Consider the following 12,386-nt stretch of genomic DNA (forward strand, 5'->3'; position numbering starts at 1 on the left):
TGCCGATGGGGTCGTTTAGGGGGTGACGCGGATGGGGTCAAGGGGGAGGTCCCCCAAATACCCCTAGTGCGTCCAGGCCCCGCGCCGTCCGGTGGCAAAGTTCTCGCCATAGCCGCCGGGGCGGATGTTCGGCTTGCGCTTGTTGGGCTCTTGCACTTGCGCGTCGATACCGTTTTCACGGGCGTATTCCGCTGCCGCTTCTTTGGTTTCGAACTGCAGCCTGACTTGCGACTGCGTATCTGATGATGACGTCCAGCCCATCAGGGGATCAACCGCGCGGGCCTCGCTCGGGGCGAACTCAAGCACCCAGTGATTGGTCTTGGCCGTGCCCGAAGACATCGCCGTTCTGGCAGGTTGATAAATACGTGCGCGCATGGGGGCCTCGTTGCTTTTTGCTGGACGTCTTATCGGGCATCTGCCCCCTCAAAGCAAGGGCATCCAATGATCGTGGCTAAAGGAAAGCTTGCAATTGCTGCGATGCAGCATTAGCTGTGGAATACCAGTATGGAGTTGCCGGATGTTTCCCAACGATTTGTTTTCCCTACAGCTAAAAATGACCACACTCATGGTCGAAGCCCAAACCGTCATGACCCTGCGTCTGATGGGGATGAGCGGGGCAATCCCGGCGAAACACGGGGAAAACGAACGGATGGTCGACGAAAAAGGCCCCGCAATGGCCAAAGCTTTCGCCGCCGGGACCAAAGCGATGATGCAGGGCAAACGCCCCGACCAGATCATGTCGGCCGCGATGGTGCCGGTCAGCAAACGTGTCACGTCAAACCGTAAACGCCTGATGAAGTAGCCGCGCCTGCTGCCACTTTCTGACAGCATATCGGGCTTACGGACTTGAACCGCCGATGAAAAAGGTCACCTTGTGGGCAACACTTTGCAGGACCTTGCCCCATGCCATACGCCCATACCGACAGTTCTGACTCCTTGCCGATGATGTCCACGCCCGCAGTGGATGTGCGCAACCGCGACAAACTTGAAGGCGGCAAGGCCTTTGTTCTGCACACCGAATTCGAACCCGCAGGCGATCAGCCCACCGCGATTCAGGAGCTGAGTCAGGGCGTGCGCGACGGTGACCGCGATCAGGTGCTGTTGGGCGCGACCGGTACGGGCAAGACGTTCACCATGGCGAAGGTGATCGAGGAAACCCAACGCCCTGCGATCATTCTTGCCCCGAACAAAACCCTGGCCGCGCAGCTTTACGGCGAATTCAAAAGCTTCTTTCCTGATAATGCCGTCGAGTATTTCGTCAGCTTCTACGACTACTACCAACCCGAAGCTTACGTTGCCCGTTCCGATACGTTCATCGAAAAAGAATCGCAGATCAACGAACAGATCGACCGCATGCGCCACTCCGCCACCCGTGCTTTGCTAGAACGCGATGATGTGATCATCGTCGCCTCGGTCTCTTGCATCTATGGTATCGGGTCGGTGGAAACCTACGGCGCGATGACACAGGACCTTAAGGCCGGCGGCACCTACGACCAACGGCAGGTGATCGCCGATCTGGTCGCGCAACAGTACAAGCGCAACGATGCCGCCTTTGTGCGGGGCTCGTTCCGGGTCCGTGGCGACAGCCTTGAAATCTTTCCGGCCCACCTTGATGATCGCGCTTGGCGGCTGTCCTTCTTTGGGGAAGAGCTGGAAAGCATTACCGAATTTGATCCGTTGACCGGCGAAAAGACCGATACGTTTGAACAGATCAGGGTCTATGCCAACAGCCACTATGTGACCCCCAAGCCCGCCATGTCGCAGGCGTTGATCGGGATCAAAAAAGAACTGCGCACGCGGCTGGATCAACTGGTGGCGGACGGCAAACTGCTTGAGGCACAGCGCCTGGAGCAACGCACCAACTTTGACCTCGAGATGCTGGAGGCCACTGGCGTTTGTAACGGCATCGAAAACTATTCCCGCTATCTGACGGGCCGCGCCCCCGGTGAGCCGCCCCCCACCCTCTTCGAATTCATCCCCGACAACGCGATCGTCTTTGCCGATGAATCCCACGTATCCGTCCCCCAGATCGGCGGCATGTACAAAGGCGACTACCGGCGCAAGTTCACGCTCGCCGAACACGGCTTCCGCCTGCCGTCCTGCATGGACAACCGCCCGCTCAAGTTCGAGGAATGGGACGCCATGCGGCCACAATCCGTATTCGTGTCCGCCACGCCAGCGGCTTGGGAGATCGAGCAGTCCGGAGGTGTCTTTACCGAACAGATCATCCGGCCGACCGGCCTGACCGATCCGCAAATCGAAATCCGCCCGGTTGAAATGCAGGTCGATGATTTGCTGGACGAGGTGCGCAAGGTCGCCGCCGACGGCTACCGGACGCTGTGTACGACTCTGACAAAACGCATGGCCGAAGACCTGACTGAATACATGCACGAACAGGGCATTCGCGTCCGCTACATGCACAGCGACATCGACACGATCGAGCGCATCGAAATCCTGCGTGACCTGCGCCTTGGTGCCTTTGACGTGCTGATCGGGATCAACCTGCTGCGCGAAGGGCTCGACATTCCCGAATGCGGTCTCGTTGCCATTCTCGACGCCGACAAGGAAGGCTTCCTGCGCTCGGAAACCTCGCTGATCCAGACCATCGGCCGCGCGGCGCGTAACGCCGAAGGGCGCGTGATCATGTACGCCGACCGCATCACCGGCTCGATGGAACGCGCGATGGGCGAAACCGAACGCCGCCGCGCCAAGCAGGAAGCCTACAACCTTGAACACGGCATCACCCCGACCACGGTGAAAAAGAACGTCGATGATATTCTGGCGGGCCTTTACAAGGGCGACGTGGACATGAACCGCGTCACGACCAAGATCGACAACAAGCTGGCCGGCTCGAACATGCAGACTGTCTTGGAAGGGCTGCGCACCGACATGCGCAAGGCCGCCGAAAACCTCGAGTTCGAAGAGGCGGCGCGCCTGCGCGACGAGGTGAAGCGTCTCGAAGCTGTCGATCTGGCCATCGCCGACGATCCGATGGCGCGGCAATACGCCGTGGACAAGGCCGTGGATGACGCCAAAAAAGCATCCGGTCGCTCGTCCATGGGACGGGGCGGCATGCGTGGCGGGGTAAAGCGCAGGAAGGGCCGATAGGTCGAAACCCTGCCGCTATACTTGCGTTAGGTCGTGCTCAAGACGCGCGAGCGAACGGTCAATTCTTCGATAGGTCGGAACCATTTCGCGTTACCGGTGTTCTATTCACAACAGTAACACCTACGGGAGACTTACAATGGAATATGGCATCTTCGGCCTCATCATCCTGATTGCAAACATCTACGCGATCTACCAAGTTCTGACATCCGGCGCATCCGGCCTTGCGAAAATCCTCTGGACGTTGGCGATCCTGATCCTGCCCGTCGTCGGCTTGATCGCATGGTTGATCGCTGGACCACGTGGTGGCCGTTCGGTCCGTATCTAACACGACGAAACCCAAAACCGACAAAGCCCGGTGCAATGCGCCGGGCTTTTCGCGCGTCAATCGCGCAACATCTCTTCCCCTGCCACGCTCACGTTAACCTTTTGTTAACCAACGCCTTCGATCCTGAAATCCGGAGGCGTCATGAGATATCTTTTCGCAGCATGTTTGATCTTGTGGCAATGTGTGGCCTGTACCGCACAGGCAGGGGCGTGGCTGCGTGAAAAAGGAACCGGCTTTGTTTCCCTCAGCTTCGGGGCAACGCAGTTCTCCGAAACCACCAATGCGCTTTATATTGAATACGGGTTAAGCGACAAAACCACCGTCGGCGTTGATGTCAGCACCTTCACCAACGCGCTGAACGTGCGCAATGGTTTCGGCAATATCTTCCTGCGCCGTGCTATCGGCCCCACCGACCGGCCCCATAAATGGGCCTATGAAATCGGGTTTGGCGGATTGTGGGGCAACGAAATGCAATTGCCGACAGTCAGAACCGCCATCTCATGGGGACGCGGCTTCAAGATCGTCGAACGCGACGGATGGGTAAACATGGATGCCGCCTATGTCTATGAACCGACCTTGGGCGAACATATCACCAAACTTGACGCAACTTTGGGACTGAATTTCGGCACGATCACCACGGGTCTTCTGGAGGTTACCCTTTCTTCCCAGAACAACGAAACCTACGGGGCATTTGAACCTTCCGTGCTGATCAAGCCCAAAGAAAGCCGTTTCAGTATCAAGGTTGGTGCTCAGGTTCCCTTTGATGAACAGGAAAAAGCGGCGCTTAAACTCGGGATCTGGCGCAGCTTCTAACCGAAACGCCCTGCCTCCATGGGGGAGGCAGGGACACGTTCCTAACGGAAATCCATCCGTACGGTCGCTTGAATTTTATCGCGCACGTCGCTCGGCCAAACCACTCTGATCTGATCGCGGTTCGATCCCTGAACCGTATCGACATAGGGCGTTTCGAACTGCTTAACGTTGTTAACATTGCGCAGCGGACCAATCGCTGTAACCGCATCCACCGACAAAGCTTGTCCGCCAAATGGTAAATATTCAGACACGTCGATGGTCCAGGCATCCGCCACCGCCTCCTGAGTGAAATCAACATAGGCAGGATTCACCGGTTGCGCCGTCACCCCCAGATAGGAGTTGGCCGCCATGGTAAAGTTCTTGCACCGCGTCATGTCCAGATCCGCAAACGTCGTATCCACCCGTTCCGCCCGATCGATAAATCCGTTCAAACTGCGAAACCGGTTGCCCGAAATCGACACACCATTCAGGAAATGTCCCGCTCCATGCGGCTTTACCACGATGTAACTGAACCACGGGGCAACTTCGCCCGACAGGAACATATTGTCCGTCACACTCAACGCGCTGAATGAAAAGCCCCCCGTAAAGGCCGGACTTGGATCATGCTCGTTCGTCCATTCAATAAAACAATTGTCGATATAGTTGTTCGAGATCACAGTACCCACGCTGGTGCTCGCCAGAATGATACCACCCGACCTGACCCCGTTCGCCACCCCGTCCCCTTGGAAAAAATGGTTGCCGGTGAAGATGTTATTCGACCCGCCCAACAATCCGAAATGGCGAAATCTCGTGGCGCGGTTATTGCGGATTTTCGCGTCGTTCTGATTTACGTTAAATCCGATGGTCTTGCGCGCAGGCACGGCCAATGCATCCTCTGCTGACAGGAACTGACACCGGTCCACCATCAGCCCCTGACACCCTGTCCCGATTGATGTGATGCCACGATCCATCGGGCGGCTGATGAAACAATCCCGCACATGAAACGTAATACCGCCGGGTGACAGCATGACGGCTGAACAGCGGTCGTTACACTGGAACTCCAAATCCGCCAGCACAAATTTGCTCAGTGCATTAAACCCACTGAAATCAATCAGATACTTGAATTTTCGAAAGGTGAAATTTTGCCGTCCCTCTGCGTCATACAGCGGTTTGTTCAGCGTGATCTCCTGTCGGGCAAGGTCTTTGCTGCGCACGTAAACCTCGCGTCCCACACCGGTTCCCTCAACCAAAGACCCAACCGGAATGCTCGCCACATTCGTAACATCCGTCAGGGTCCGCGAATTGCCAGTTGAATAGGTCGCGGCAGACCCGAAAACCTCCGTGTCCCATGCCGCACTCGCCGCCGCTTCCAGTTGACCGTTGCGGATCACCCGCCGCGTCGCATAGGAATTTGTGCCCGGCACCGTTGCCGCCATATCCAGCGGCGCGGTCACATTGACCTTGCGCCCGCCCATATCCAGCGTCTCGTGGTCCGAATTGTTCAACAGCGCCTGAAACGCCTTTTTGAACGCCACCTCTTCATCTTCAAACGCCTCGATATAGGTCGGCAAATCAAAGTTTCGCCGCAGCAGTAAAACAGCCGTGTCCGGCATGCTCACCCGCCCTTCAAACTTGACCAGCGTATCAATCGTCACATTGCCGGCCAGACGAAAATTGCCCTCCGGTACGAAAACCGTACGCCCGTTTGCGGCAGAATTGGCGGCCTCGAAAGCGGCAGTGTTATCTGTGTTACCGTTCCCCAGCGCGCCGAAATCCGTCACATCCACAATCGAAATCATGTCGCGCAAAAACACCGACGTGACATCTTCGATCTGGATGTCATCGACGCGGATGATGCCGCCATTCGGGCCCACCAGATCAATGCCAAAATGGCCGTAAACCGGCTCCGCCCCCCAGACAAGATCAACGCCCCCGCGCGACCCCGTGCCAACGATCGCTTTGATCTCAACCACTTCCCCGTAATTTTGCAAGGTCGTAAACGCAGAAAACTCTGGCAGCCCGTTCACCCGCGCCCCATTGCCATAGGCCGGATATCCGCCGATACGCACCGATGGCAAATTGCCACTGACCGCTTTCACCCGCGCTGAGATCTGTAAATAACACCCCGGCAAAATCGGCGTCTGCCCCATGAACCGCAGCTTTTGCGTATTCTGTGTCTTCAGCAATTCCAATGCACCGGCAAAATCCTGATCCGCCGCAACAAATAGCGCATTCGCTGCGTTCTCATAGGTGTCAGACCCTGCTGTACCATCCCCGCTCGACCATACATCCAGACCCGCCGCAAAAGGTGTCGGCGTCAGCACCAAACCATCGGTAATTGCCTTGTTCATCAAAATTCCCTTTCCACAGAGGTGCCCGTTGCACTCCGGTTGTTGCCATGACCCCGGCGCGCGCCGGCTCAGGACAGGGAAATATCAATGATACATTAAACAGGGCTGAGACCACCGTGCGCCGCTACGCGCAACAGCGCCTTCAAAAGCGGTTCAAACCGACGCTCCGGGCGCTTCAAGAAACTGCACACCCGCGATGCGCCAACCCGCGTCGGTTTCCTGCATCTGATACAGCAGCAGGAACATCACCCCTTTGGCGTCGACGATCTGGACCTTCTGGAACACCGACCCTTCATAGGCCTTTCGCTCCAGATACCGCACCTCCGCGGGCCGCCAGACCATCGGGTATTGCGTTGTTACCATCCGTTGAAAGTTCTGCGGCGATTGAAAAAGACGCTGCAAGGCAGGCGTGGCATAGGAAAATGCCTGTTCGAAATCATCCGCCTTAAACGCTTCAATCTGCGCGCCAATCGTGCCCTCTATCTCGGCTTGCTGCGCGGCAACGCCAAACGACAAAACGCTGGCAAGGATTATCCCCCCCAGCATCCGGATTACAATTTTCCACATATAGTATCTCCCCTGCCGACCCTTACGTTAAGTCACGCGGTCAGCAGGGCAAGAGTTTCACGACGCCAGAAGTTTCCCCGCCAGCGCGTCATCAATCAACTGAACCGTCTCGTCGACACCGTAAAGCGCGATGAAACCACCGAACCGTGGCCCCTGACTTGCGCCAAGCAGCACTTCATAAAGGGCCGTGAACCAGTCGCGCAGCGGATCAAAACGTTCTTTGCCAACCGCAAACACCATGGTCTGCAACGCTTCGGCATCCAGCCCGCCTTCCCAAACCTTGAGGTTGTCGCGAAGCTCTTCAAGTGCCTCGCGCTCAAGATCGGATGGCGCACGGAACACCTTATGCGGCTTCACAAAGTCGTTGAAATACCGCACGGCATGCCCTGCCGCCGCATCCATGCCCGGATTGTTTTCCGCTGACGCTTCAGGTGCATAACGCTGGATAAAACCCCAGAGCTTCGATTTGTCTTCTGCCGACGACACCGATGCCAGATTAAGCAGCATCGAAAACGGCACAACCATATCGGACTTCGGCACATCACCGCCGTGAATATGCCAAACCGGATTGTTCAACCGCCCTTTCGCGTCCTGTCCCTCATACGCCCGCAACTGCTGGTGATACTCATCCACAGCTTTGGGGATCACGTCAAAATGCATCCGCTTGGCCGTCTTGGGCTTGAGATACATAAAATACGACAGGCTTTCGGTGCTGGCGTAGGTCAGCCATTCGTCGATCGAAATCCCGTTGCCGGATGATTTCGAAATCTTCTGCCCGTTTTCATCAAGGAAAAGCTCATAGCTGAAGTGGTTCGGCTTCTTGCCGCCCAAAATCTCGCAAATCCGGTCGTAAATCGCTGTGTTTGTCGCGTGCTCCTTACCGTACATTTCGAAGTCAACGTCCAGCGCCGCCCAGCGTGCGCCGAAATCCGGCTTCCACTGCAACTTCACATTTCCGCCGGTGACCGGCAGCGTCCATTCCTTGCCATCTTCATCGTCAAACGTAACCGTGTGGTTAACAGGATCGACGTTTTTCATCGGTACGTACAGCACCCGACCGGTTTCAGGATGGATCGGCAGGAAAATCGAATAGGTCGCCGCACGCTCTTCGCGCAGAGACTTCAACATTACTGCCATCACCTGATCATAGCGTTCACAGGCCCGCTTCAGGATCTCGTCGAAATGTCCGGCGCGGTAAAACTCGCGGGCGGAATAAAATTCGTACTCGAACCCGAATGTATCCAGAAACCGCCGCAGCATCGCATTGTTATGATGGCCAAAACTCTCGTGCGTCCCGAACGGATCCGGCACCGATGTCAGCGGCTTGTGCATATGCTCGGCCAGCATTTCCTGTTGTGGCACATTGCCCGGCACCTTGCGCATCCCGTCCAGATCGTCGGAAAAACACACCAGTTTCGTCGGGATGTCGCTGATCTCCTCGAACGCCCGCTGAATCATCGTCGTGCGCAGCACCTCGCCGAACGTCCCGATATGCGGCAGGCCGGACGGACCATAGCCCGTTTCGAACAACACAAACCCCTTTTCCGGCGCGGCTTTCGCATAACGTTTCAACACCGCGCGGGCCTCTTCAAAAGGCCACGCTTTGCTGCTCATCGCCGCTTCCCGCATCTCAGACATTTGTATCATCCATATTCCGCCGATTCCGTGCCCCATGCACGCAGGCTGGCGTGTACCTATTGCGTCCCCTAGGGTGCGTCAATATTCTGCGCTGCAACAACTTCCCTCCCGAAGGACACGCTCATGACCAACGACCCTTCCCTGTCGCTCAGCGCCCCGGACAGCCTTGTCGCCCTGATGGTTGCGATTTCCGCCTCCGATGAAAACATCCGCACCGCCGAGTTGATCAAGATCCAGTCGGCCGTCAACATGCTCCCGATCTTTGCCGATTACGACAACGACCGTCTGGCGGTGATCAGCAAAACCGTGTTCGACCTGTTCGAACAGGAAGACGGGCTTGATGCCCTGTTCGGTCTGATCCGCGAGGCCTTGCCCGAGCGGCTTTACGAAACTGCCTATGCTCTGGCCTGCGATGTGGCGGCGGCCGATGGCACGCTGGACGAAGCGGAACTGCGCCTGCTCGAAGAAATCCGGTACGAATTAAACCTCGACCGCCTGCACGCTGCCGCCATCGAACGCGGCGCACGGGCGCGCCACCTCAGCTAGGCATCAAGCCGACCGTACAGGGCGTCCCAACGCTCAAGCAGCCCTTGCTGCACCCGCTTGGCACGCTTGTTATAGGTCCGTCCCCCTGCGGGAGCTTCGCGTTGCGCACGGGTGACCTTTGCGCGCGCAGTCATGTCGGACGCAAAGATCGCAAACGCCATCTCGCGCCCGTCCTGCGCTGTCATATATCCCGCCAAAGTCGACACAAAATTGAGTGTGCCGGTTTTGGCATCCACAGCGACGGCTTGATCCTTGACCGGTCTGCCCTTGGCATCGCGAAACCCGAACCGCTTGAGGATCGACCGGAAACCGGCATCTTTCACCGCCAACAGGGCGCGGGTCATATCCAGCGCGGTCAGGGTCGACGCATCGCCCAACCCCGAATGATCCACCAGTGCCGGTGCTCTCATGTCCAAGGTTGCAACAGCCCAGCGGTTCATTTCCGCCGCCGATCCTTGCAAACCATCGACGACGCCCAACCGCTTTTGCGTCGCGGCCAGCCCGACCATCTCGGCCGTCAGGTTTGTCGAAAACCGCAGCATGTCGCGCAGGATCATGCGCAAATCCTGACTTTCGTGGCGCAAAACCACTTCGTGCTCGGGCAACACTTCAATCACCTCGGCCTTGTTCAGCCGGATGCCTTGCGCCCCCGCCAAAGTCGCAAACACCTCGCCCGCATAAAGCGCAGGCTTGCGCACCGGCAACCACCGCGATCCGGCACCGCCCAGCGCACCCTTGGCCACGCTCCATTGATCACGGCCCGCTTGATCACGATAGGTGTACACAGGGGCCGACCGATCCTCGATCCGCATTGCCGCAAAGGTTACATCGGGGCGGTATTTTTCCGACCGCCCGTCCATTGAAACCGTGTATTTGCCGCTGTTGCGCCGCCATTCGAAATGCACGCGGTTAAAGTTCAACGCGATGCCTGCCACCGCCGGATTGTACCCCACATGATCCGGCTGTTCGGGATCAATCCGCGCCACCACCGGCAGGGCACCCTGATAGATCTTGAATCCACCCTTTACCCCGATGACACCCGCTGCTTTCAAATCCGCTGCCATCTGCGCCAGCCGGTCAGTGTCCAGCGTCGGATCGCCACCGCCGATCAGGACCAGATCGCCCTGCACCTCGCCGCCCACAATGCCGCCGGTGGCTGCCAGTTGCGTTTCAAACCGGTGATCTGCCCCCAAAACATCCAAAGCGTATAGCGCGGTAATCGCTTTCGTCACACTTGCCGGCGGAGTGCCAACCTGTTCATTCTCGCATTCCAGCCACGCGCCCGTCTGCGCATCCGCCAGTGCAAAAGCGACACGGCCGGACAATTTCTGCCCGCTGATGATTTCGGAAACCTCGGGCACGGCCTTTTTGAAAAAGTCGTCGCCCCGCAGTACAGGCCGCAGTGACGTTGTTGGCGGTGCTGCCAAAGCCCCCTGACCCAGCGTCGCAAATGCCACGACAGAGCCCAGGAAACCGCGTCTGGAAAATCGTTTTGTCATGGCGCAAAGTAACCCCGTTCACCGCCCCGCTACAAGCACTCGGGTTACACATTTTCAACCGGTGATCTGCGTGCTATCCGCCCCTCATGCAACGCGCCGCTTTAATCATGTTTGTCGCCATGTCGCTGATCCCTGCGGGGGACAGCGCGGGCAAGCTGCTGTCCTCGTCGTTAGGTGTCGCACCCGTATTTGTTGCATGGTCGCGGTTCGTCCTCGGCGCGCTTATGGTCTTGCCCTTCATTGCGCCTTCCGCCTTTGGATTGCTGCGCGACTGGCGTGTTTGGTTGCGCGCATTGGTCCTTGCCTGCGGCATCAGCTCTATCCAGACAGCCCTGCAAACCGCTGATATCGCAACGGTCTTTGCGGCCTTCTTTATCGGCCCGATATTTTCATACGTGCTGGCCGCTCTGTTCCTGCGCGAACCCGTTACTCCCCTGCGGTCCATATTGATCGTTGTCGGTTTCGCCGGTGTCCTGCTGGTGGTCCGCCCTGGCATGGGCGGTGATCCCGGCGTCATCTGGGCGGCCATCGCCGGCCTCTGCTACGGCACCTTCCTGACCATGTCGCGCTGGCTGTCCGGTATAGGCACACCCATCGCGTTAACCTTCACCCAACTTCTGCTCAGCGCGTTTTTCCTGCTGCCGCTCGGCCTAATGAACCTGCCCGACGCGACACTCCCCATCGCGGCACTGACGCTCACATCTGCCTTCTGTTCGATGATGGGCAACCTGTTGCTGCTTTATGCCTACCGCATCGCCAATGCCACACGGCTTGCGCCGCTGGTCTACTTCCAACTGATCGCAGCCGTCGGTTTCGGATGGAGCATCTTTGGCGACCTGCCGGACGCCTACACGTGGGCCGGTCTTGCCGTCATCCTCGCCAGTGGCATCGCCTCAACCCGCCTGCGTTGACCAATTGCCCTTTGCCCTGATCGCTGTACTCGATGCATCGTTCATAGGCACGTTCACAAAACTCCACGCGGGGGCCTCGGCGTGGGCCAGCAACTGTCCATACCTGCCTGCAATGCGATAGGGCGCATATAGCGCGGCGGCCCGGCTCATCCGCGCTGAAATGCGCTGGCCGGGGCGGGCCAACACCCCGACGGGTACGCTTTGCATGATCCCGCGCCAGTCCTGCCACAGGTGGAACTGCGCCATATTGTCCGCCCCCATCAGCCAGACAAAACGCACCTGCGGATAGATCGCCTGCAATCGCGCAATCGTCTGCGCCGTATAGCGCGTGCCCAAATGCGCCTCGATGTCCGTGACCTCAACCCTTGGATGTTGCATCACCTGACGCGCCCGCGCGACCCTATCCGCCAGCGGCGCAGGTCCGCGCGTTTTCAAGGGATTGCCGGGGCTGACCAACCACCACACCCGATCCAGCCCGAACCTTTTGAGCGCCTCGCGCGTGATATGCGCATGCCCCTCGTGCGCGGGGTCAAACGACCCCCCCAGCAGGCCGATCACCTGACCTTTGGACGCATATGGAAACTGATAGCGCACAGAAAACGGCCCCCGAATTGCTTCAGGGGCCGAAAGAAGGGGCATCCGCCCGCTT

At 58.0% G+C, this 12,386-nt stretch carries 12 protein-coding genes; 6 read left to right on the plus strand and 6 right to left on the minus strand.

Going from position 1 to position 12,386, the window contains the following annotated elements:
* Positions 1-63 precede the first annotated feature (63 nt).
* A complete protein-coding gene (locus Z947_RS0119395; RefSeq protein ID WP_025045940.1) occupies positions 64-375 on the minus strand; it encodes an ETC complex I subunit in 312 nt (103 codons plus the stop codon).
* 142 nt (positions 376-517) lie between these two features.
* Between Z947_RS0119395 and Z947_RS0119400 the strand changes: the two genes are divergently transcribed.
* The 4 genes from Z947_RS0119400 to Z947_RS0119415 all read left to right on the plus strand — a co-directional run bounded on the left by Z947_RS0119400 (position 518) and on the right by Z947_RS0119415 (position 4,246).
* Positions 518-802, plus strand: a complete 285-nt coding sequence (locus Z947_RS0119400; RefSeq protein ID WP_025045941.1) for a hypothetical protein — start codon at positions 518-520, stop codon at positions 800-802.
* A gap of 101 nt (positions 803-903) precedes the next feature.
* Complete coding sequence (gene uvrB / locus Z947_RS0119405; protein ID WP_025045942.1) at positions 904-3,108, plus strand: excinuclease ABC subunit UvrB; 2,205 nt, start codon at positions 904-906, stop codon at positions 3,106-3,108.
* Between the two features lie 136 nt (positions 3,109-3,244).
* The gene (locus Z947_RS0119410; RefSeq protein WP_025045943.1) at positions 3,245-3,433 is read left to right on the plus strand and encodes a PLD nuclease N-terminal domain-containing protein; all 189 of its coding nucleotides are present in this window, start codon (positions 3,245-3,247) and stop codon (positions 3,431-3,433) included.
* A 141-nt stretch (positions 3,434-3,574) separates the two neighbouring features.
* Positions 3,575-4,246, plus strand: coding sequence for a hypothetical protein (locus Z947_RS0119415; protein WP_025045944.1), 672 nt, complete (start codon positions 3,575-3,577; stop codon positions 4,244-4,246).
* Between the two features lie 41 nt (positions 4,247-4,287).
* Here Z947_RS0119415 and Z947_RS0119420 read toward each other — a convergent pair whose 3' ends face one another.
* The 3 genes from Z947_RS0119420 to Z947_RS0119430 all read right to left on the minus strand — a co-directional run bounded on the left by Z947_RS0119420 (position 4,288) and on the right by Z947_RS0119430 (position 8,781).
* Positions 4,288-6,576, minus strand: coding sequence for a right-handed parallel beta-helix repeat-containing protein (locus Z947_RS0119420; protein ID WP_025045945.1), 2,289 nt, complete (start codon positions 6,574-6,576; stop codon positions 4,288-4,290).
* Between the two features lie 153 nt (positions 6,577-6,729).
* Positions 6,730-7,143, minus strand: coding sequence for a DUF4864 domain-containing protein (locus Z947_RS0119425; protein WP_025045946.1), 414 nt, complete (start codon positions 7,141-7,143; stop codon positions 6,730-6,732).
* 57 nt (positions 7,144-7,200) lie between these two features.
* Complete coding sequence (locus Z947_RS0119430) at positions 7,201-8,781, minus strand: lysine--tRNA ligase (RefSeq protein ID WP_025045947.1); 1,581 nt, start codon at positions 8,779-8,781, stop codon at positions 7,201-7,203.
* Between the two features lie 123 nt (positions 8,782-8,904).
* On the opposite strand from Z947_RS0119430, the gene Z947_RS0119435 reads away from it, so the two are divergent.
* Entirely contained in the window at positions 8,905-9,327 is a 423-nt protein-coding gene (locus Z947_RS0119435; RefSeq protein ID WP_025045948.1) for a tellurite resistance TerB family protein, read from the plus strand.
* Here Z947_RS0119435 and dacB read toward each other — a convergent pair.
* Positions 9,324-10,826: a D-alanyl-D-alanine carboxypeptidase/D-alanyl-D-alanine endopeptidase gene (gene dacB / locus Z947_RS0119440; protein WP_025045949.1), complete on the minus strand. Its 1,503-nt coding sequence runs from the start codon at positions 10,824-10,826 to the stop codon at positions 9,324-9,326. The two genes, Z947_RS0119435 and dacB, sit on opposite strands and share 4 nt — an antisense overlap.
* Positions 10,827-10,912: 86 nt before the next feature.
* On the opposite strand from dacB, the gene Z947_RS0119445 reads away from it, so the two are divergent.
* Entirely contained in the window at positions 10,913-11,737 is an 825-nt protein-coding gene (locus Z947_RS0119445; protein ID WP_025045950.1) for a DMT family transporter, read from the plus strand.
* On the opposite strand, the gene Z947_RS0119450 is transcribed toward Z947_RS0119445, so the two are convergent.
* Positions 11,720-12,331, minus strand: a complete 612-nt coding sequence (locus Z947_RS0119450; protein WP_025045951.1) for a nicotinate-nucleotide adenylyltransferase — start codon at positions 12,329-12,331, stop codon at positions 11,720-11,722. The two genes, Z947_RS0119445 and Z947_RS0119450, sit on opposite strands and share 18 nt — an antisense overlap.
* Positions 12,332-12,386 lie beyond the last annotated feature (55 nt).

It is taken from the genome of Sulfitobacter geojensis (assembly GCF_000622325.1).
Lineage (GTDB): Bacteria > Pseudomonadota > Alphaproteobacteria > Rhodobacterales > Rhodobacteraceae > Sulfitobacter > Sulfitobacter geojensis.